This window comes from Pseudoalteromonas sp. A22 (genome assembly GCF_018141345.1).
Classification (GTDB): Bacteria; Pseudomonadota; Gammaproteobacteria; order Enterobacterales; family Alteromonadaceae; genus Pseudoalteromonas; species Pseudoalteromonas maricaloris.
The window spans coordinates 3,032,317-3,054,356 of the sequence record NZ_CP047238.1; the positions used below are offsets into that span (position 1 = coordinate 3,032,317).

The 22,040-nt window shown below is 44.3% G+C and carries 22 protein-coding genes; 14 read left to right on the plus strand and 8 right to left on the minus strand.

Annotation, left to right across the window (positions count from 1 at the left end):
- Positions 1–25 precede the first annotated feature (25 nt).
- From rsfS to GSF04_RS18585, 11 genes are all read left to right on the plus strand, one after another.
- Entirely contained in the window at positions 26–343 is a 318-nt protein-coding gene (gene rsfS, locus GSF04_RS18535) for a ribosome silencing factor (RefSeq protein WP_010372036.1), read from the plus strand.
- 1 nt (position 344) lies between these two features.
- Entirely contained in the window at positions 345–815 is a 471-nt protein-coding gene (gene rlmH / locus GSF04_RS18540; RefSeq protein ID WP_010372039.1) for a 23S rRNA (pseudouridine(1915)-N(3))-methyltransferase RlmH, read from the plus strand.
- A gap of 2 nt (positions 816–817) precedes the next feature.
- Positions 818–2,686 carry a penicillin-binding protein 2 gene (gene mrdA / locus GSF04_RS18545; RefSeq protein ID WP_039493678.1) on the plus strand — a complete coding sequence of 623 codons (1,869 nt, stop codon included), beginning with the start codon at positions 818–820 and terminating at the stop codon, positions 2,684–2,686.
- Positions 2,683–3,789, plus strand: coding sequence for a rod shape-determining protein RodA (gene rodA / locus GSF04_RS18550; protein WP_017216356.1), 1,107 nt, complete (start codon positions 2,683–2,685; stop codon positions 3,787–3,789). The genes mrdA and rodA overlap by 4 nt, the downstream gene beginning before the upstream one ends.
- Entirely contained in the window at positions 3,789–4,562 is a 774-nt protein-coding gene (locus GSF04_RS18555) for a septal ring lytic transglycosylase RlpA family protein (protein ID WP_211858320.1), read from the plus strand. The genes rodA and GSF04_RS18555 overlap by 1 nt, the downstream gene beginning before the upstream one ends.
- A gap of 41 nt (positions 4,563–4,603) precedes the next feature.
- Complete coding sequence (locus GSF04_RS18560; protein ID WP_102057334.1) at positions 4,604–5,767, plus strand: serine hydrolase; 1,164 nt, start codon at positions 4,604–4,606, stop codon at positions 5,765–5,767.
- Between the two features lie 165 nt (positions 5,768–5,932).
- Positions 5,933–6,211 (plus strand): DUF493 family protein YbeD, encoded by a 279-nt coding sequence (gene ybeD, locus GSF04_RS18565; RefSeq protein ID WP_010606146.1) that lies wholly within the window; start codon positions 5,933–5,935, stop codon positions 6,209–6,211.
- Positions 6,212–6,230: 19 nt separating this feature from the next.
- The gene (lipB, locus tag GSF04_RS18570; protein ID WP_174169868.1) at positions 6,231–6,884 is read left to right on the plus strand and encodes a lipoyl(octanoyl) transferase LipB; all 654 of its coding nucleotides are present in this window, start codon (positions 6,231–6,233) and stop codon (positions 6,882–6,884) included.
- Positions 6,881–7,846 (plus strand): lipoyl synthase, encoded by a 966-nt coding sequence (gene lipA / locus GSF04_RS18575; protein ID WP_017216358.1) that lies wholly within the window; start codon positions 6,881–6,883, stop codon positions 7,844–7,846. The genes lipB and lipA overlap by 4 nt, the downstream gene beginning before the upstream one ends.
- Positions 7,847–8,051: 205 nt before the next feature.
- A complete protein-coding gene (locus GSF04_RS18580; protein WP_211858323.1) occupies positions 8,052–9,128 on the plus strand; it encodes a tetratricopeptide repeat protein in 1,077 nt (358 codons plus the stop codon).
- A gap of 253 nt (positions 9,129–9,381) precedes the next feature.
- Positions 9,382–10,584 carry an aromatic amino acid transport family protein gene (locus GSF04_RS18585; RefSeq protein WP_211858325.1) on the plus strand — a complete coding sequence of 401 codons (1,203 nt, stop codon included), beginning with the start codon at positions 9,382–9,384 and terminating at the stop codon, positions 10,582–10,584.
- A 60-nt stretch (positions 10,585–10,644) separates the two neighbouring features.
- Here GSF04_RS18585 and GSF04_RS18590 read toward each other — a convergent pair whose 3' ends face one another.
- From GSF04_RS18590 to pomA, 3 genes are all read right to left on the minus strand, one after another.
- Positions 10,645–11,166: a hypothetical protein gene (locus tag GSF04_RS18590; protein ID WP_130125885.1), complete on the minus strand. Its 522-nt coding sequence runs from the start codon at positions 11,164–11,166 to the stop codon at positions 10,645–10,647.
- Positions 11,167–11,335: 169 nt separating this feature from the next.
- Positions 11,336–12,265 carry a flagellar motor protein MotB gene (locus tag GSF04_RS18595; RefSeq protein WP_017216362.1) on the minus strand — a complete coding sequence of 310 codons (930 nt, stop codon included), beginning with the start codon at positions 12,263–12,265 and terminating at the stop codon, positions 11,336–11,338.
- A 2-nt stretch (positions 12,266–12,267) separates the two neighbouring features.
- The gene (gene pomA / locus GSF04_RS18600) at positions 12,268–13,035 is read right to left on the minus strand and encodes a flagellar motor protein PomA (protein WP_017216363.1); all 768 of its coding nucleotides are present in this window, start codon (positions 13,033–13,035) and stop codon (positions 12,268–12,270) included.
- Positions 13,036–13,269: 234 nt separating this feature from the next.
- Here pomA and xseB point away from each other — a divergent pair, with 234 nt between their 5' ends.
- The 3 genes from xseB to dxs all read left to right on the plus strand — a co-directional run bounded on the left by xseB (position 13,270) and on the right by dxs (position 16,446).
- On the plus strand, positions 13,270–13,509 hold the full coding sequence (xseB, locus tag GSF04_RS18605; RefSeq protein ID WP_045988936.1) for an exodeoxyribonuclease VII small subunit: 240 nt from the start codon (positions 13,270–13,272) through the stop codon (positions 13,507–13,509).
- Positions 13,509–14,408: a (2E,6E)-farnesyl diphosphate synthase gene (ispA, locus tag GSF04_RS18610; protein WP_211858326.1), complete on the plus strand. Its 900-nt coding sequence runs from the start codon at positions 13,509–13,511 to the stop codon at positions 14,406–14,408. Before xseB ends, ispA begins: the two co-directional genes overlap by 1 nt.
- A 166-nt stretch (positions 14,409–14,574) precedes the next feature.
- On the plus strand, positions 14,575–16,446 hold the full coding sequence (gene dxs / locus GSF04_RS18615; RefSeq protein ID WP_069022942.1) for a 1-deoxy-D-xylulose-5-phosphate synthase: 1,872 nt from the start codon (positions 14,575–14,577) through the stop codon (positions 16,444–16,446).
- Between the two features lie 99 nt (positions 16,447–16,545).
- Here dxs and GSF04_RS18620 read toward each other — a convergent pair whose 3' ends face one another.
- The 5 genes from GSF04_RS18620 to ribE are packed head-to-tail and all read right to left on the minus strand — an operon-like array spanning position 16,546 to position 22,034.
- Positions 16,546–19,626 (minus strand): ligand-binding sensor domain-containing diguanylate cyclase, encoded by a 3,081-nt coding sequence (locus GSF04_RS18620; protein WP_211858330.1) that lies wholly within the window; start codon positions 19,624–19,626, stop codon positions 16,546–16,548.
- A gap of 24 nt (positions 19,627–19,650) precedes the next feature.
- A complete protein-coding gene (locus tag GSF04_RS18625) occupies positions 19,651–20,133 on the minus strand; it encodes a phosphatidylglycerophosphatase A (protein WP_010606135.1) in 483 nt (160 codons plus the stop codon).
- A gap of 8 nt (positions 20,134–20,141) precedes the next feature.
- Entirely contained in the window at positions 20,142–21,104 is a 963-nt protein-coding gene (thiL, locus tag GSF04_RS18630) for a thiamine-phosphate kinase (RefSeq protein ID WP_211858331.1), read from the minus strand.
- Positions 21,105–21,147: 43 nt separating this feature from the next.
- The gene (gene nusB / locus GSF04_RS18635; protein WP_010372094.1) at positions 21,148–21,558 is read right to left on the minus strand and encodes a transcription antitermination factor NusB; all 411 of its coding nucleotides are present in this window, start codon (positions 21,556–21,558) and stop codon (positions 21,148–21,150) included.
- Between the two features lie 11 nt (positions 21,559–21,569).
- Positions 21,570–22,034 (minus strand): 6,7-dimethyl-8-ribityllumazine synthase, encoded by a 465-nt coding sequence (gene ribE, locus GSF04_RS18640; RefSeq protein ID WP_010372096.1) that lies wholly within the window; start codon positions 22,032–22,034, stop codon positions 21,570–21,572.
- Positions 22,035–22,040: the final 6 nt, after the last annotated feature.

Sequence of the window (22,040 nt, forward strand, 5' to 3'; positions counted from 1 at the left end):
TTATTTGAAATACAGAGACAAAAACTTGGATTCACAACAGTTATTAGATTTCGCGCTAGACAAAGTAGATGATATGAAAGCGCGTGATATTGTTAAGCTCGACGTTCGCGAAACTTCTTCAATCACCGATTACTTAGTGATCTGTACAGGCACTTCAAAACGCCATGTACAATCGATTGCCGATCATGTCGCAAAAGAAGCACGTCATGCTGGAGAAACACCAATTGGCCAAGAAGGTCAAGACGTTGGTGAGTGGGTATTGGTTGATTTGGGTGACGTTGTTGTTCACGTAATGCAAGACCAAACCCGTGATTTTTATGACCTAGAAAAGCTGTGGGGCTAATGTGAAGATCCAACTCATTGCAGTAGGTACCAAAATGCCGAAGTGGGTTGAAACTGGCTTCACCGAATATCAAAGACGCTTTCCCAAAGATATGCCACTGGAGTTAATTGAAATTAGCGCTGGCAAACGGGGGAAAAACGCAGATATTAAACGCATTTTGCAACAAGAAGGTGAAAAAACCTTAGCCGCTATTCCAAAAGGCAATCGGATCGTAACCTTAGAAGTGACTGGCAAGCCATGGGATACACACCAACTTGCGAGCAATATGGAAAAGTGGCAGTTGGACGGTCGCGATGTTAGCTTACTGATTGGCGGCCCTGAAGGGCTTGCTCCAGAATGTATTGCTGCAGCTGAACAAAAATGGTCATTATCAAACTTAACTCTACCCCACCCTTTGGTGCGTATAGTGGTTGCCGAGAGCTTGTATCGCGGCTGGAGTTTAAATAACAATCATCCTTACCACAGAGAATAATAATGATAAAAAAACGGCCGACGATTAGGGATCATTCTGCCGAGGCTAACCTCTTTGCGAGACGGGCCTTTGTCGGCTTTGTTTTTGTCGTTATTATTGTTGGGATCTTGTTTCACAATGTCTATAAGCTTCAGGTAACCGAGCACGAGACCTATCGCACCCGCTCCAACGATAACCGTATAAAAGTCATTCCGGTCGCCCCTAACCGTGGTCTGATTTACGACCGCAATGGTGTGTTGCTCGCCGAAAATCGCCCCGTTTACAACCTTGAAGTGATCCCTGAAGATGTCGAAGATCTCGAAGCATCATTAGCTTCTGTACGTCAACTCATCGAAATTTCTGAGCAAGAAGTAGAAGATTTCAAAAAGGAAATCAAGCATAACCGCCGCTTCAAAAGCCAAGTACTAAAGGGTCGTCTGAATGAAGAAGAAGTTGCGATCCTCTCGGTTAACCAACACCGCTTACCCGGCTTTAGCGTTGAAGCTCGATTGTCCCGTTATTATCCTTATGGCGATACCCTCACTCATGCCCTTGGCTATGTCGCAAAGCTCAATAAAGAGGAACTCTTTGACTTAGAACTAGCAGGCAAAGACACGAACTATCGTGCCACCCATGATATCGGTAAGCTCGGTGTCGAGAAGTTTTATGAAGAACAGCTACACGGTATTGTGGGCTCTCGCCGCGTCGAGGTGAATAATCGCGGCCGTATCATTCGCACATTAAGCATGGAAACGCCACAACCAGGTAAAGACTTGGTGCTAACGCTCGATATCGGCTTGCAACAAATCGTCCAACATGTGCTAAAAGACACCCGAGGCGCGATCATCGTTATGGATCCACGCGATGGTGGAATTTTAGCGCTCTATTCTAACCCAAGTTACGACCCGAATCTGTTCGTTCACGGGATCAGCGGCAAAGACTACCGAGCCTTGCTCAACCCAGACAGACCACTTATCAATCGTGCAACTCAAGGCCGTTATGCACCTGCTTCCACAGTGAAACCCCATCTCGCGGTGCTTGCGCTGGAAGAAGGTGTTGTCACCGAAACAACCAAAATTTGGGACCCCGGCTTTTTTCAAATTCCCAATGTAAAACATAAATGGCGTGACTGGCGTCCTTGGGGCCATGAGCATGTTGATGTGTATAAGGCTATTGAGCAGTCTTGCGACACCTATTTTTATGAAGCTGCATATAAACTCGGCATAACTAAAATTAGCGACTTTATGAACCAGTTTGGCTTTGGTGAGCTTTCGGGTATCGATATTCATGAAGAAACCTCCGCCATTTTGCCATCCGTTGAATGGAAAAGAGAACGTTTTAAAGAGTCGTGGTACCCGGGAGATACGATTTCTGTTGGGATAGGACAAGGCTACTGGACTGCCACTCCAATGCAAATAGCGAACTCGCTGAGCATTTTGGTCAATAAAGGCATACACCGCCAACCTCACTTAGTACAAATTTCTAAGCAAGACACTGAAGTAGAACAATTATTTACGGAAGAAAAACCGCCTGTTGTGTTGAAAAATCCTTATCACTGGGATATCGCGTTAAAAGCCATGCACAACACAGTAAAAATAGGTACCGCGAAAAGTGCATTTAAGGGCGTGACCTATGATCACGCTGGTAAAACAGGTACCGCGCAAGTTATCAGTATTGCTCAAGGCGAAAGGTACAATGCCGAGAAGCTGAAAGAAAAACACAGAGACAATGGTATCTACGTGGGTTTTGCACCTTTTGATGACCCTCAAATTGTTATCACTGTGGTTGTAGAAAACCAAGGTGGTGGTAGTGCTATCGCAGCGCCAATGGCACGCCAAGTGATGGATTATTACTTTTCAGCCTACCCGCTTGAGAAGGAGCAACAGCAATGAGCCCGCTGAATAAGCCGCGTTCGCTATTTGAAAAAGTCCATATCGACCTACCGTTATTTGCAGCCTTGATCACTATGATGATTGGTAGTCTCGCAATTGTGTATAGTGCTAGTGGACAAGATATGGGCATGATGATGCGCCACGGCACACGAATGTTTGGTGCACTAGTCGCCATGCTATTTATGGCACAGTTTTCTCCCAATACACTTAAGCGTGTGGCAATTCCGGTTTACCTCTTGGGGCTTGGCATGCTCGTCGCCGTGCTGTTTTTTGGAGTCAGTAGTAAAGGGGCTCAGCGCTGGCTCGACTTAGGTGTTACCCGCTTTCAACCTTCTGAAATAATGAAGCTTGCAGTGCCCATGACGGTCGCTTGGTTTATTGGCCGCTCTCACTTACCTCCTAGTATTTTGAATTTAACAATCGGCTTTGTGATTGTGTTAGTGCCAACTATCCTGATCAAAGAGCAACCCGACTTGGGTACTTCAATTTTAATTGCCAGCTCTGGTATTTTTGCGCTCTTTTTAGCTGGGTTAAGTTGGCGTTTAATCGGCTCTGGTTTGTTACTCGCGGTTCCCGGCGGCTATGCGTTTTGGCATTACGGAATGCATGCCTATCAAAAGCAACGTGTTCTGACCTTTTTAGATCCAGAAAGCGACCCGCTGGGCTCTGGTTACCATATAATCCAATCGAAAATTGCGATAGGCTCCGGTGGCGTGGAAGGCAAAGGTTGGCTACATGGCACCCAATCTCAATTAGAGTTTTTACCCGAGCGCCATACCGACTTTATCTTCTCGGTGCTGAGCGAAGAATTTGGCTTGTTGGGTGTCACCATATTACTCAGTTTGTATCTTTTTATAATTGGTCGCGGATTATATATCGCAGTACAGGCACAAGACGCTTTCAGTAAGCTGCTTGCGGGAGCACTGACGTTGACCTTCTTCGTCTATGTCTTTGTAAATATCGGAATGGTTTCTGGTCTCTTGCCAGTAGTCGGTGTACCTCTGCCCCTAATTAGCTATGGTGGCACATCGATGGTGACCTTAATGGCCGGTTTTGGCATTATTATGGCAATCGCAACAGATAAGAGGATGTTGTTAAAATAATGACAGTTCGTATTACCCTAATTTCAAAACTGGTTTTAGTATTTGCCCTGTTAAGCGTGCTCAGCGCTTGTGGAAATCGCTATCATATTCGCCATGATAAAGCGCCACTGCGCGAGCCTACCGAACTGGAAATGCAGGATGCCATTGTCACCAACGAGAAAAAGAGCGTGAGTGCCAATCGCCCCTACACAGTTCTTGGAAAACGTTACACACCAATCTCGGACGAACATGGGTATCAACAACAAGGCATTGCCTCGTGGTACGGCCGTAAATTCCATGGCTACCACACCTCCAATGGTGAAATTTTTAATATGTTCGATATGACAGCGGCACATAAGACGCTGCCACTCCCTAGCTTTGCCAAAGTAACAAACTTAGACAATGGACGCTCTGCTATTGTTAGAATTAACGACCGAGGTCCATTTCACGACGATAGATTAATCGACCTATCTTACGCTGCCGCCTATAAGCTAGGCTATCACCTTCAGGGTACAGCGCGCGTTAAGGTCGAAGCCATTACTCTATCGCGCGAGTCTCCAAGGCTAACCTATGTACAAGTTGCTGCTGGCAGTAAACTTGAGAACATACAGTTATTAGCAGGTCAGTTAAAACAAGAACTGGGGTTAGGTACACCCATCACGTTTGAAAACAACCTGTACAAGCTTAGAGTCGGCCCAATTACCGACGACAATCAAGCACAATCTTTACTAAAAACCTTACAACAAGGTCAATTTAGTCGTGCTTTCTTGCTTTACAGTGAGCAGGAACTTTAGAATAACCGCAATGAATGCCGATAAACAAAAAAGCGAGCATAATGACTTCTATCAAACCAAAAATCGTTAAAAAAGTCCTTGGACTGGTGTGCACTTTCTCTATTATGAGTGCTAGTGCACAAATTATTCCTTCGCCGCCGCAGATTAATGCGAAAGGCTATTTCCTTGTTGATTTCACAACTGGAAAGGTGATTGCAGAAGGTGAAGCCGATACTAAGCTAGCGCCAGCAAGTTTAACCAAAATGATGACCAGTTATGTTATTGGTACTGAAATCGCGGCAGGTAACATTAGTCCATCTGATCAGGTCACCATTAGCGAAAAAGCGTGGGCTAAGAATTTTCCTGGTTCATCGGTGATGTTTATCGAAGTGGGTAAGCAGGTCAGTGTTGATGACTTAAACCACGGGATCATTATTCAATCAGGCAATGATGCTTGTGTTGCAATGGCCGAGCACATTGCTGGTAGTGAAAGTGCGTTTGCCGATCTGATGAATGCACATGCTGAAAAGCTAGGCATGACGAATAGTCACTTTATCAATAGCCATGGCCTAGACACCGATGAGCATTACACCACTCCAAGAGACATGGCGACACTCGGGGCGGCGCTTATTCGTGATGTACCTGATGAGTACGCTTTATACAAGAAAAAGTCTTTCTCATACAACGGCATAAAGCAATATAACCGTAACTCATTACTTTGGGATGCAAGCCTTGAAGTGGATGGCATAAAAACCGGCCACACCTCAGATGCAGGCTACAGTCTAGTTACTTCAGCGGTTAAAGATGATATGCGTCTTGTTGCAGTAGTCATGGGCACAGAGAGTGAGCGTGCACGTAAAGTTGAAAGCAAAAAATTGCTTAACTACGGCTTCCGTTTCTTTGAAACCATTACTCCTTACCAAGCTGGTGACGCTTTTGCCGATCAGCGCGTATGGATGGGTAACAAAGAAACCGTATCGCTTGGCATTATGGAAGACACACCAATCACTATCCCACGTGGTCAAAGCAAGAACTTAAAGGCTAACTTTGAGCTAGATAAGACGCTCGAAGCGCCGCTAGCAAAAGGCACTAAAGTTGGTACTTTGTTCCTACAACTTGAGGGTGAAGATGTAGCACAATACCCACTGGTTACGCTTGAAGAGATCCAAGAAGGTGGATTCTTTAGCAAGATCTACGACTATCTACGTTTACAGATCTCGCAATAACCCCATTTTATGTAAGTGAACGCCTCATCATGAGGCGTTTTTTTTTTGCGCCAAAAATGATAGAATGCGGCCAATAAATGACGACCTTGGCAACTCAAGGCTTGAAAGAGCCACTAAGTAACCAAATAAAGGCGTCAGCAAGTAGTTCGTTGTGAGGATACCGTCGTGGTAAAACCAGTTAAAAATACTAAGTTTGATGAATACTTAGAATTTCCTTGCCCATTTACATTCAAGATTATGGGCCTAGCAAATGTCAATTTGACGGATCAGATCCTAGCCAAACTGCAGGTTATTGCACCGGGGGATTATGCACCAAAGGTTAAACCGAGCAGCAAAGGCACCTATGAAGCCGTATCTCTTGTCGTTACCGTAACCAGCAAAGAGCATATCGAGCAGATTTATACCGAGATCGGTGGCATCGAAGACGTCCGTTACATCCTGTAGTTGGTAAGGACCCCTAGTTATGGAATCTCGCAAGTTAATTGTGCGCCAACTCGGCCTTTGTCGTTACGAGCCAATTTGGCACAAAATGCAATCTTTTACCGATGAGCGTGATGACACCACAGCGGATGAAATCTGGCTGGTGGAACATGAGCCTGTTTTTACACAAGGTCAAGCCGGTAAAGAAGAGCATGTCTTGGCGCCAGGTGACATTCCTGTCGTAAAAGTGGATCGCGGCGGTCAAGTTACCTACCACGGTCCTGGGCAACAAATGCTTTATGTACTGCTCAACTTACGACGATTGAAAATAGGGGTACGTGAACTTGTCACTTGGCTAGAGGAAAGCATTATCGACTCCCTAAAAGAATATGGGATAGAGGCTTATGCTAAAGCCGATGCACCAGGTGTATACGTCAACGATAGCAAGATAGCATCTCTTGGACTTAGAGTCCGCCGTGGCTGCTCGTTTCATGGACTCGCACTCAACGTCAATATGGACCTTGGTCCATTTTTACGAATAAACCCTTGTGGTTATGCGGGCATGAATATGGTGCAAAGTAGCGAAATTAATGGACCTCAAACCGTCGCTGATGCGGGGGCTGGTCTGGTAAAACACATGCTAAAACGCATTAATGCTGAGCATGTCGAATACACTGAAGGGTTTGAAAACGTATGAGTAAACCAGTCAAAATGGAGCCAGGGGTAAAGCTCCGCGATGCTGAAAAAATGGCATTGATCCCAGTTAAAGTCATGCCAACAGAACGCGAAGAAATGCTGAGAAAGCCTGAGTGGTTAAAGATCCGTTTGCCAAAATCAAGTGAACGTATCGATGGCATTAAACAAGCAATGCGAAAGCACGGCTTGCACTCTGTTTGTGAAGAAGCGTCTTGCCCTAACCTTTCTGAGTGCTTTAATCACGGTACTGCAACCTTTATGATTTTAGGTGCAATTTGTACTCGCCGCTGTCCGTTCTGCGATGTGGCCCACGGTCGTCCGCTAAAACCTGACGCCCAAGAGCCGGAAAAGCTTGCACTTACCATCAAAGACATGAAGTTGAGCTATGTTGTTATTACCTCTGTTGACCGTGACGATTTGCGCGACGGTGGTGCGCAGCACTTTGCTGACTGTATTCGTGAGATCCGTAAGCACAACCCAGGTATTACAATCGAAATTCTTGTGCCTGATTTCCGTGGTCGTATGGATAGAGCGCTTGAAATCTTGAGTGAAACACCACCAGATGTATTCAACCACAACCTTGAAACTGCACCGAGACTATACAAGCTAGCGCGTCCAGGCGCCGATTATAAGTGGTCGCTCGAATTACTACGCCGCTTTAAAGAAGCGCATCCAGAAGTAAGAACTAAATCAGGCCTGATGGTTGGACTAGGCGAAGAAATCTCTGAAATTGAAGAAGTCTTAAGAGACTTACGCGAGCATAACGTAGATATGCTTACCGTAGGCCAGTATCTGCAACCTTCAAAGCACCACTTGCCAGTCAAGCGCTACGTGCCACCGGTTGAGTTTGATGGGCTAAAAGAATATGCCGACGAAATAGGCTTTAGCCACGCAGCTTGCGGACCATTTGTACGCTCTAGCTACCATGCAGATCAGCAAGCCGCCGGTAAAGAAGTAAAATAGCTTCTGCTCCGAACTTAAGTTCAAGTAACACGGATATTGCTCCTAGTCGTAAATAGGAGCAATTTCCGCTCTCCCCTCTACGCATTCATGTAAATTCAATGTAAAATAGCCAAAATTCCCTTAATTTACACCCTTGTCTAGCCAGAGCGTTTTAGTGGTAACAAGGCTTTAATTATCCCCAGCTCAGGTTACTTAGAATAATAATATGGAATACGGACCAATCAGCTTTTACGCTATTTTTATTGCCGTTGTGGTACTTGGAGGCAGCTTAGGCGGGCTCTTACAAGCGATGCGCTCAACGTCGTCATATAAGTTTCGCAAACCTAAGTTTAAGAGTGCGAATAGCGCCGCCCCAGAGTATTGGGACTTAGGTGGATTCGGTGTCATTCTAGCCGGTGTGATCTCAGCATTTATGGCAATCGGTGTGCTCACCATGGCGGGCGCTGCTGACTTCAGCCCAGTCAGTAAGTATGCATTTAAATCATATCAAAATGGGGAGCACGACTCCCACCATCAAAACAATGACGAGATACTCATTCCCGTGGCGATGTTCTCATCTGCACATAACGATAACGCCGTTGAGATCAACCGTATCATCAAAGTGGTCGTTGAGCACAATTTGAAGCGGGAAAACGATTCAATTACCGGTTCTGATAAAGCATTTTGGACTTGGATTAAAATCTTTTCATTCTCTATTTTAAGCGGTTTTGGTGGTGTAGGACTCGTTTCTAGCGCCTACAAGCGCTACGTTGGCGAAGATGAATTCAATGACATCCAACAAAAGGTTAAAGAAGAGTATGAAATAGCACGTAAGAATACCGTAGAAATCGCACTCCAACGCGCTAGGGAATTGATTGCAAACACACAATACGATGAAGCAATTAAGGTTTGTGATGACATTCTTACCAACATTCATCCAAACCATGCAAGAGCAATTGGCATAAAAGCCAGAGCACTCAGCCGAGATGGTAAGCTCGCAGAAGCCATCAAGCTGCTAGAAAGCGCACTTTCCATCTCAGATATGAGTGAGTCCGTCAGAGCTCGTATGCATTGGAATATAGCCTGTTACCAGACTCGTATAGATTTTAGCGAAGGCTTACCTGAGGAGCTAGATTGTATGGTCCGGACGCTGGGTGAAATCCGCAGCCATTTGGAGCGTGCAATTGCGCTTGATGAGCATTTAAGATTGAAGCTACCTGACGGTGAGAGTGACCTTATTGTACTAAAGTCGCTCGGTTCGAGAGGTCAAGATTGGTTTGACAATTTAGTACGAGCGCAATAGACTCTTAGGTAAGTTAGCTTGATACGGTGCATTTTCATGAGAGATGAAGACTTTATATAAAAGTTAAAGGTACAAGCACAAACTCACTGGATGAAAATACCAGTGAGTAGAATAAGCCGCATATTGATATGCGGCTTATTTGTTTTTAACGCATAAATTTTATGCGCGAATTGGTATTAGCAGCAAAACGGTTTCATTTCCTCGCTATTCGTTATATCTTGCCTCACCAGATAATAATAATCAGGGGCAAAACGTGCTTAAGAATAAAACTTTGGGCAGCATGCTGATTGTAGCAGGTACTACAATTGGCGCGGGTATGCTCGCCCTCCCTATTGCATCAGCAGGACTCGGCTTTTCTACCGCTATCGCATTATTAGCAATCACATGGTTGTTAATGACCTATACCGCTTTGCTTATGTTGGAAGTACATCAATACGCAGATCAAGACGCAACGCTAAATACACTGGCGAAAAACTTGCTCGGTAAAACGGGCCAATATGTCGCTAACTTTTCTATGGTATTTTTATTCTATGCACTGTGCGCAGCTTACATCGCGGGAGGTGGTGCACAACTTCAAAGCAAACTGGTTAGTGTACTAGGTGACGGGATCACTCCCCAACTCGGTTCAGTATTGCTTGCTATTATCATAGCAACCATAGTGACATTAGGCACAAGTACTGTCGACAAGCTTAACCAGTTACTATTTACCATTAAAGTTATCGTGCTCGCGAGTTTGTTTTTTATCCTGACTCCCTATGTTCATGGCCAACATCTTATCGATATGCCAGTGGAGCAAGGACTTGTTATTGCGGCAATTCCTGTAATTTTCACTTCATTTGGGTTTCATGGCTCAATCCCATCAATCGTTAAGTACGTGGGCGTAGATATCCGCCAATTACGTAAAGTAATGATGTTTGGTGCTTCCCTCCCGCTTATCATCTATGTATTTTGGCAACTACTAAGCCAAGGTGTTATGGGGCAAGAGAGCTTAATGGCAAGTGAGGGGCTGCCGGGTTTTGTCACTAGTATTTCGTCTATCGCACACAACGACAACGTACAATTATTTGTGACGGTTTTTGCAGATCTTGCTCTCGCGACTTCATTCTTAGGTGTTAGTCTCGGCTTATTTGACTTTTTTGCAGATGCCTTTAAAAAGCAAGATACCAAGAAAGACCGTGTAAAAACGGCGTTCATTACCTTTTTACCACCGCTTGGCTTTGCCCTCTTTTATCCAAAGGGCTTTATCATGGCACTGGGATATGCAGCGATTGCGCTCGTGGTGTTAGCGGTATTTCTACCAGTTGCTATGGTATGGAAACAGAGAAAAGTTAGAGGTAATGATGGATATCAGGTTAAAGGTGGTACGCTTGGACTAGGACTTGCCGCCATTTTTGGTGTGATGATCATCACCTCTCAGCTCATGCAAATGGCTGGCCTTATTCCTAGTTTAGGGTAAGCAAAACAACTGCAAATTAACCTGAACCTTGGATAAGGCATTAATTATCCGAGGTTTAGGTTAACTAGTCGTTTCTGCTAATCTATTTTCCCTAGCCAGTCTCGCTTCTTTTCTATCTTGCATTAGTTTCCAAAAGGTAAAAACTGGCACAAATGCTAAACACAGAGTAGCCACATTAACCATAGGAATAATTGTAGGGTACAGGTAAGTTGAATAGGACAGATCCATAAAATGTCTGTCGACAAGTCTAAAAAACTGTAATAGCGGTGCTGGAATAATGATTATTTGGGCAAGAATACTTTGCCATAGATACATCTTATCTTTAACAGCCCAGTAAGCAATAATTGCCATGAAGACAATGTCTGAAAGGGCCCAATAGATATACCGATAAACTTTATCAGGATCAGCAGCCCTAATATAATCAGAATTCAGAATTCCCAAGACATAAAACAACGCAATTAGAGTTGCATATCTTAACGCTTTTATATCACGAACTGCGAGACATAAAATAACCGCGATAAAAGATACCCAAACGCTATGCTCAAAAAAGAAGAGCCTAACAGGCTCCCACGCGGACCACATAATTAATTACTTTGTTACACTTGGCTTTTTTTCAGCTTCATCATCGCCGCCAGAGCCGTTATCACCTGGTAATCTATAATTTTTAATGTTCATCATTTTATCCTTATCGAGAGTTTGTAGAGCAGCTAGAACTTTAGCGAATTCCCTGTAATTTGGCAATAAACTGTAATTAATTTTGCCTCACTTCAATAGGGTCTGACTCTTTAGGTTTACCCTGTAAAATCGAGATTTCAACACGCCTATTGCGGCGTCTATCAGCATCACTGTCATTGGGAACAAGCGGTCTGGTGTCGGCGTGACCAACCACGACCATTCTGTTCTTATCAAAACCACGAACGCGCTCCATCACGGTCGCAACAGCGACCGCTCTCGTCGCCGATAAATCCCAGTTATTGGAGTAAAGTTCGTTAGTGACTCTAAAATCGTCTGTGTGACCCGAGACAGTAATTTCACCGGGTACATCTTTGAGTAGTTCTGCAATTTCGGCAATCACTGGTTCAAATTTAGGTTGTAAAAACGCACTACCTGCGGGGAAAGAACCATTCTCTTGGATACGAATAATGATTTGCTGCCCTAGAGACTCAAGCTCAATCGCACCATCCATTATTTGCTTTTCTAGCTGCTGCGCAATCTTTTTAACAAGCTCATTAACTTGTTCTTGATCTGCGGATGCGATTGCTTGCGTTGACGCCATTTCTTGAGCTGTACTGGCTGACTCACCACCACGCTTATTGCCCCGCTGCTCTTGCCGACCACCCGCAGACGATTCATCACCAGCCTGAAACTCAAGCATCTGTTGCGTCATTTCTACGGTTTGCTGTTGGATAGTTTCAATTGGTGTTGGCTCTGGCTTACCAGGAGTAAATTCCATCGCGATAACACTGGTACCTTTTGGGATATCCTTTACTTCAATTTTGTTTTGCACACCAAAAGCAAATTTCATCGACCCGGCAATTTGCTTAAACTTCAGCACGTCCATTTCAGAAAATGCCAGTAGCAGTACAAAGAAGCACATCAGTAATGACATCAGATCAGCAAATGTCCCCATCCAGGCGGGAAGACCTGGAGGAGGACATTTACATTCTTTCTCATCTGACATGGTTATTCCTCAGCCTCAGCGCCACGTTTAGATTCAGGCAAATAATTTTTCAAAATGCCTTCAATAACTTTCGGGTTTTGGCCATCCTGAATGCCTAAGACAGCATCTAAGATGAGCCGCTGATTTCGCTCTTCTTCATCTTTACGAAGCTCAAGCTTAACCTGAATAGGGATCGCAACCACGTTAGCTAAAAACGCACCATACAAAGTTGTTAAAAGTGCAACAGCCATGGCTGGCCCGATTGCTTTTGGGTCGTCCATGTTAGACAACATAGCTACCAAGCCGATGAGCGTTCCGATCATCCCCATCGCAGGCGCAATATCCGCGAGGGATTTAAATAAACCCGCGCCTAGTTCATGTCTTGAAGACGTTAGGGAAATGTCTTTTTGCAGTGTGGCACGTACAACATCAGCGTCATGGCCGTCGACTAACATATCAACGCCTTTACGCATAAACTGGTTGGGAATTTCGGCTTCTTCTAACGCTAAGAAACCACCTTTACGCGCAGAATCAGCAAGCTCAACGGCTTTTTCAATCAGCTCTTCAGGGGTTTCAATCTTAAACATGAAGGCCTTGCCGGCCACTTTACCAATGCCGAAAAATTGTCCAAGCGTAAAGTTAGACAATACGATAAAAATTGAACCACCAAATACGATAACGACGGAAGGCGTGTTATAGAACATAGCGATCTGGCCATCACTACTTAGTACCATCGACATTACAATCAAACCTATGGCACCCAGGATCCCTATTACCGTTGCTAAATCCACATGTCCTCCGAGGGAAGTTATTTGTGATAAATCACGCAGTTATTATTGTTTGAGTTATCGGCAAGTTTCTCTACAACTTAACACTATTATATTAAAAAGTGTTTAAAATGCGAGTTTATAGCAGATCTTGTAATGCCGATACTCCGTCAGATCAAAAAGTCTCTGGTTTTTTTGACCTTGGCGCGCAATCCCCCTAAAATTGCCACACTTTTACTTTACGGGTCAGTGTGACATATGGCGGTAAAAAAACCTGATAACTTGAGCTTTGAAGAGGCCATGCAAGAATTAGAACAAATCGTTGCAGACATGGAAAATGGTAGCTTACCTCTGGATCAAGCACTTAAACAATTTGAGCGTGGGATAAAGCTCGCAAAAGCTTCAAACCAAAAACTTCAGCAAGCTGAGCAGCAGGTCGCTATTTTAATGGGCGAAGATGAGCACGCGCAATTACAGCCATTTGAAAACGAAGCCTAATGTCAGCAAAATTACAAGAAAAACTCCTGTCTGCTAAGACTCGTGTAGAAACCACCGTTTTACACTATTTTGATAATGTGCTTGATACTGAAGAAAATATCAAAGCCGCAACGCGCTACAGTATAGAAAATGGTGGTAAACGCTTGCGACCGTTTTTGGTGTACTGCACTGGTGAATTGTTTGGTGCGGCTCCAGAAGACTTAGACAAGGCCGCTGCAGCAATAGAGTGTGTTCATAGCTATTCGTTGGTGCACGATGATTTACCCGCGATGGATGATGATGAACTTAGGCGCGGCCGTCCAACCTGCCATATTCAATTCGATGAAGCGGCAGCTATCTTAGCTGGCGATGCCTTACAAACTCTGGCGTTTGAGCTGTTAAGTGAGCATCAATTCGCAGTAAGCCACCATGCGCAAATAAAAATGATTTCCGCGCTAGCTAAAGCATCGGGTCTACAAGGCATGGTTGGTGGCCAAGCACTTGATATAGCTGCTACTAATCGTTCAATTTCCATAGACGAACTAGAACGTATTCATAAGCTAAAAACAGGTGCACTGCTAAGCTGTGCTGTAGAGCTTGGGATCTTATGCGGCAACCCAGAGCTAGTTACCGAGCAAGCATGTAATGCAATACGCACTTATGGTCGTGCAATAGGCCTTGCATTCCAAGTCAGAGATGACATTCTTGATGTAGAAGGTGACACGGCAGTGCTTGGTAAGCCACAAGGCTCTGACATAGAACATAATAAGTCTACCTACCCTGCACTGTTAGGCTTAGAGCAAGCAAAAGAAAAAGCTGAACAGTTGATAGATGAAGCACTAGATGCGCTTACGAAAATAGATGGTGACACAGAAATACTTGCAGATTTAGCAAAATACATCATAGATCGAGAATATTAAGCTGACGTATAAAATAACTACGCCAAGCTAAGAAAATATTCACAAGTACTTTGTAAATACTGGCTAACATAATATTATGACCAGTTGGTGACGAATTTTAATAATTATGAAGTGAGCTGCGCGGGTAAATACTCAGCAAAGACTCACTAGGACTCTGATAAATACCATGAAACTTGATAGTAGCAAGTATCCTTTACTCGCGTTAATTGACGACCCAAGTCAACTTCGTCAATTACCCCAGCATAAGTTATCTGTGTTAAGTGATGAATTACGAGAGTATTTGCTAAACTCAGTCTCTCAAAGCAGCGGTCACTTAGCTTCAGGTCTTGGCACGGTCGAATTGACCGTTGCATTGCATTACGTCTACAACACGCCACAGGATAGATTGGTGTGGGACGTAGGTCATCAGGCTTATCCCCATAAGATCCTAACTGGCCGCCGTGACCAGATGCATACTATTCGCCAGAAAGATGGGCTTCACCCTTTCCCATATCGAGAGGAAAGTGAATACGATACCTTTAGTGTTGGTCACTCAAGCACCTCGATTTCTGCAGCGCTTGCAATGGCTATTGCCGCTGAAAGAGAAGCAATTGGCCGTAAAACTGTTGCTATTATTGGTGATGGCGCAATGACTGCTGGTATGGCGTTTGAAGCCATGAACCACGCGGGGGATGTTAATCCGGACATGCTAGTGATCTTGAACGACAACGAAATGTCTATCTCAGAAAACGTTGGCGCACTTACAAACCATTTCGCTAAGATCCTCTCTGGTAGCTTCTATACTAATATTCGTGAAGGCAGTAAAAAGCTGTTAGCTGGTGTACCGCCAGTTAAAGAACTTGCTGGCAGAATGGAAGAACACTTAAAAGGGATGATAATCCCAGGTACTTTCTTTGAAGAGCTTGGCTTTAACTATATTGGCCCAATCGATGGACATGATGTTGGCACCCTAGTTGATACGCTGCGCAATATGCGTAACCTTAAGGGGCCACAGTTATTGCATGTTAAAACGCAAAAAGGGAAAGGTTATAAGCCTGCAGAGGCGGATCCTATTGGCTACCATGGCGTACCAAAGTTTGATCCAACCGTGCACAGCTTACCCAAATCAAAACCCAGTGCACCGACCTTTTCAAAAGTATTTGGTGACTGGCTCTGTGATATGGCAGCACAAGATAATAAGCTGATGGCTATAACACCTGCAATGCGTGAAGGCTCTGGCATGGTGCGTTTCTCTAAAGAGTACCCAGCTCAGTATTTTGACGTTGCGATTGCTGAGCAACATGCTGTTACGCTTGGTGCAGGCTTTGCCTGTGAGGGCTTGAATCCTATTGTTGCTATTTATTCAAGCTTTTTACAACGTGCTTATGACCAATTAATTCATGATGTTGCACTACAAAATCTGCCGGTACTTTTTGCGATTGACCGCGCAGGTGTCGTTGGTGCCGATGGTGAAACACACCAAGGGGCTTATGATCTAAGCTTTTTGCGCTGCATTCCTAATATGGTGATAATGGCACCAAGCGACCTCAATGAGTGTCGCCAAATGCTCTATACCGGTCACCGCCTAGATAGGCCAGCCGCGGTAAGATACCCTAGGGGCAGTGCGGGAAGCGCAGAGATTAGTGCAGAAATGAGCGAACTGGAAATTGGTAAGGGCAAGGTAGTAAGAGAAGGTGAAAAGCTGGCTATTTTAAGCTTTGGTACATTGCTTGAAAACGCTCAAGCCGTTGCCGCAGAGCTAAATGCGACACTAGTTGATATGCGCTTTGTAAAACCTTTAGATACCGCACTTATCGAAGAGTTAGTGGTAACTCACGAGCGCTTTGTAACACTTGAAGACAATGCGATTGCTGGTGGTGCAGGTTCAGCTGTGAGCGAATATCTATTAGCCCAAGGCCATCTAAAGCCAATCAAATTACTCGGCCTGCCTGATGAGTTTATTAAGCATGGCTCACAAACCGAGATCCACGCCGAACTGGGTTTAAGCAGCGAAGGAATAAGTCAGCAAATTAAGGCTTGGCTAAATCCACAGTCTTGACTTTGAGCAGTTCTAAAAAAGGCTTCCATTTAGAAGCCTTTTTTATGCTCTGCCTCTCGTCCTGAAATACGTTGACAGTTTAAGAGCTAGTGATGAGCTTTACCTCATCCACACTCTTACTTCCGCAAGTCCATTGCTTTGCAAAAGTTGTAGCTGAGACTCTATGTTCGCGCTTTGCTCAAATTCGAATGCATCCAATTGATCGTCAAAGATGATTGTCGCAGCACCATCACCACCACGTTGTTTGACCTGATGTAATGCGATATCAGCTAGGTTCACAGATGATTCCCAACCAATGACCTTACCGCCTAGTAGTGGCAATGGATAATATGACCACCCCATCGACACCGTCAATTTAGTCGTTTTACCGTTCGGTAAGCGGTAATCCGTTTCAGCAATCGCCTTACATAAGTCGCTGACATACTCTTCGATATAGTCTCTGCTAAAGTCACGTAGTAGTAATAGGAATTCATCACCGCTCCAACGGACAACATAATCAGAACCTTGCGTTCGTGTATTAAGTAACGTCGCTAATTGCTGCAAACAACTATCACCGCCAATTGGACCATAAGAATCATTAATTTTGCTAAAATCATCAATGTTCATGATCATCAATACCAAACTCTTATTTTGAGCCTGTAATGATTGTGCATTGCGCTGATAATGCTCGACATCTTTTGGTAACTGATCAAAGAGGAAGCGACGACTACGTAGCCCCGTCAATTCATCTGAGTGACTTACAAGTTTAAGCTGAGTATTGACCTGATTAAGCTTTTCGTTGGCTTTTCTGAGCTCTGTCGTACGCTCTGCTATCAACGCTTCTAGCGCGGCTTGCTTTCTTCTTTCTTGTGCTCTAAATACCCAGAAAATGAGATAGAACATAAAGATAAACGCACAAGTGATAAACAGCCTAAAGTAAATAGTCTCGTCGAAACGGCGCGGTAACGTAATGGATAAGTTAAGCACCTTCGCCTGTTCCCAATCTTGCCCTTGACGCTTAACTTCTAAAACAAAGGTGAAGTTGCCTGGTGGTAAATTGGTATAAATTGCTTCGCGGCGTGACTGAGCATCACGCCATTGCGTATCGTGCCCTTCTAGCTTGTATCTAAATTCAATGCTATGCGGCGCGTAAAAATCGATTGCAGTATAATTAATGGTTAAATCACGCTCAGATGTATCAAGCTGGATCACTTGATTTAATGATTCTGTACTAAATACTCTATCGTGGGTAGACAATGACTCTAGCCTTGGTAATAAATCCCCACCACCAAAAAGCTGGACATTTTTAGGGATTTCAACAACGCCTTGTAAGCTGGGGTAAAAAATAGCTGACTCGGTTTCAACCACGGCATCATGCCCAAGTCCTGAACAACATTGGCTTGGTCTGCCATCAAGCTGCCTATCGAATGGGCTTATTACTTGTTCAACTTGCAAACTCTCTATAACGTGACCAAATTGTGCAACGGGCATGCGATATACCCCTTTCATTGTGCTCACCCAGATGAGCTGATTGCTCTTGTCATAATGCAAAGAAAATATCGATCCGTAAGGCAATCCATTTGAAGCATCAAGCTGATACCAATCACCGTCTGAGGTACGATAGAATAACCCATCGTTGAGAGAGCCAACTAAAGTCGTCACGGTATCCAAATGCAAAATACTGGTGATATAAGCGGTATCCAACGACGTTTGAGAACCAATTTTTTCGATCCCCTTATCATTGTAACGATAAGCACCTTTGTTTGTACCAATGAAGCCGTATCTAGGGAAGTCTTCAACAAAAGTGACGAATTGGCTACCGAGAAAGGCATTATAGGCAAATGGCGTTATCCCCTTGTAATCAAGACGATACAAGCCCCTACCAGTACCGAACCACATCCCCCCACGATTTGAAGGGCTGAGAGAAAATACCGGATTTTGCCTGAGCTCACGCTCACTTAACTTTTGCAGAGTGCCATCTTCATAGATAAGCGCACCACGGTCAGTACCAAGAATGAGCTTTTCACCGATAAATTCTAAGTCGTGTATTACAGAGCGATTTAACTGAGCACTTGTGAGCACGGGTTGATAACTATCATTTAGCCCAATAATTCCAAGACCTTCTCTGCTAGCCACCCACAATTGACCATTAGGGCCTTGAGTGATTGCTGAGATAGCTTGATTTGTCCGTTGACCGATATGATGACGCTCAACCTTACCTGAGTGAGCTAGCCAAAGTCCCTCATTTAAACTAGCGAGCCAGATATTATTATCGTTATCCATAAAAATATCGGCAAACCAGATGCTCTGATCTAATTGAATGGGCTCAACAGCTTGCCAAATACCATTATTTTGTCGGTATAACAATCGCCCATAAGTGGAAACCCACAGGCCACCTTCTTTATCGTTAAGAAACTTATATACCGCATTGTTACCCACTTCTTGGTAACGACGTAGTACTTCATCTATATCCAGAAAATAGGCGCCCAGCTCTGATGCTAAGAACAACTTACCATCGACCCAAGCTAAGTCATGTATGATGGTTTGCGCTAACTGTTCAGGTAATGACACTTTACTTGCCAATTCAAGCCGAACCCCATCGCCAGTGCGATTGCTGGATTCGCTGATTTTAAGTAAGTGACGCTCATTTACCAACCAAATGCCATCTGGCACCAACGCCATTTTAGTCACTGAACCTACAATTTGATTGATTTGGGTAACGTCTAACGTACTTTGTTCGATATTATTGGCGGCTAGCGTCAGCTTTTTCGCAGAAACATAATACAGGCCATTCGCAGCAATCCAGATCCCGCCGTCTTCATCTTGCAAGATATCTCGTACAGGCCCCTGCAGATCGAAACGTCGAGCTTCTAAGGTTTTGGGGTTGAGTCTTAACAGCCCTCGACGTGTGCCAACCCAGAGCATGCCAAATCGATCCACCACCAATTTATTAATGGCATTGCTATTTAAAAACTCGGTATTTTGGGTATTGAAGTTTTGGAATTGATGACCATCAAACCGACTTAGGCCAAACTGAGTTCCGAGCCAAATGTAGCCCTGATTGTCTTGAACGACACTCTTAACGCTTTGTGACGGTAATCCACTTTGGATATTCCACTGTTTAACTACGTAATCATCTATCGCCGCAAAACTCTTAATTGGTAGCAGCAAAGTGAAAATGAAAAACAATAGCCTTGTCATCTCGATTCCATCACATCCGCACAGTTAGACTAAAATGCCAGTTTTAAACAAAGCTTGCACGCAAATCAATGAAAAAATGCCTGCTAATACATCATCTAGCATAATCCCAGAGCCACCGTGCAAACGTTTATCGAGCCATCTTATCGGACCCGGTTTCAAAATATCGAAAAAGCGGAACAAAATAAAGCCAACGATTAATGACTGCCAGCTAAGTGCCGCCCCTATCATGGTAATATAAAAGCCTGCCACTTCATCCCAGACAATGGCTGGATGGTCATGAACATTAACATCGTCCGCTGTTTTACCACACACCCAAATCCCAAATAATGTCATGACAATCGCGACAAGACATTGCAGCCAAATTGGTGCACCTTGGGTTGCAAAAATAAACGGTAATGCGGCGAAGGTACCAAAAGTACCTGGTGCTTTTTTCGCTAAACCAAGACCAAACCCGAGTGCAAAGAATTGATGCGGCTTCTTTAAATTAAATACATACTGCTTAGCCAAACCAACTCCTAGCTAAAATGCTCAAAACCAAGCCCTGCGAGCTGGTAAGGTTGACCTTTTTTGAGCAATTGAATTTCGCCAATATTAGCCGTAATTTGGCCAATGCAAACTGGCTCAACACCATATTGCTTCAATCTGGTTTCCACGGCATTTTTGTTATTATCATTGACCGTGAAGAGTAATTCGTAGTCATCACCAAAACCGAGCGCGAGCCTCATGCGTGCATCTTCATCAAGACTTGAGCGCAGCGCATCAGACTGTGGGACTTTATCGGCATTTATCTTAGCGCCAACTAACGAGCTACGTAAAATATGCTTAAGATCCGCAAGTAGACCGTCTGAGATATCGATTGCTGAGGTAGCAAGCCCTCTAAGCACTTGACCAGCTGCAACCCGTGGCGCTGGGTAGTGAAACTTTTCAAGCGCCGCTTTGTAATGTTTTGGCTCAAGCGTCCAGCCCTGCTTTCGCGCTTCAATAGCAAGCCCTGCGTCACCAAGTGGACCTGTTACATAAATCCAATCACCCACTCGCGCTCCTGAGCGCTTGAGTGCTTTACCAGTTGGTACAATACCTTTTGCACATACAGTGATAGTCAATGGACCTTGCGTTGTATCGCCACCTATTACTTGTACGTTATAGTACTCGGCGATTTCATGCATGCCTTCGGTGAAGGCCTCTAACCACTCTAAGTCAGCGTTGGGTATGGTTAAACCAAGTGACAACCAAGTAGGTTCAGCGCCCATAGCAGCTAAGTCGCTAAGGTTTACCGCAATCACACGATGGCCAAGCGCCCGTGGTGGAATATCTTCAAAAAAGTGCACACCCGCAACTAGCGTATCCGTTGTTACCGCAAGCTGATTGCCAGCAGGAACTGAAACTAAGGCGCAGTCATCACCGATCCCAAGCTCTACATCTCGGCGAATAATGCCACGGCCTTTAAAATAGTGATTGATTAGCTCAAATTCTTTCATACACAAAAAAGCCGGCCAAGGCCGGCTATTCCTATAGTAAAGCTTATTTGCGAATAAACTTAACCGCTTTGTCCAGTACACCGTTAACGAATTTGTGGCTTTCTTCAGCGCCAAACATTTTCGCTAACTCAATACCTTCGTTGATAGCCACTTTGTATGGCACATCTTCACGGAATTTAAGTTCATAAGCACTAACACGTAACACGGCAAGCTCAACCATATCCAATTCTTCAAGTGGACGAGCTAAATGCGGACGAATTGCTTCGTCTAGCTGCTTTTGGTTAACAACAACACCACGCGCTAAGTCTTTGAAGTATTCTACATCGACTTTCGTTACGTCGTTTTCGATCAGCATTTGCTGTTCGATATCGGCAATTGGGTTACCACTTAGCTGCCAAGAATAAATAGCTTGTAAAGCAAGTACACGTGCTTTGCGTCTAGCTGCTGGTTTCACTGAGATTCCTCTTAAATTTGCTCTAGCACGTTCACCATTTCTAGAGCTCCAAGGGCGGCTTCTCCCCCTTTGTTGCCCATTTTAGTGCCCGCGCGCTCGATAGCTTGCTCAATGCTTTCGGTAGTAAGTACACCAAAAGCAACAGGGATGTCATAATCTAATGAAACGCTAGCTAAGCCTTTGTTAGACTCGTTAGCAACTAAATCGAAGTGTGGCGTACCACCACGAATAATCACACCTAGCGCAATAATCGCGTCGTGCTCTTTTTTCATCGCAACGCGTTTTGCTGCTAGTGGTAGTTCAACCGCTCCCGGTACATATACAACCGTGATGTCTTCATCGCTAACACCACCGGTACGTTTTAATTCATCTACAGCGCCTTCAAGTAAGCTGCTACCGATAAAATCGTTAAAACGTGAAATGACAATGGCAAATTTTTTGCCAGGAGCGTATTTATTACCTTCGATTACTTTCATTAGATG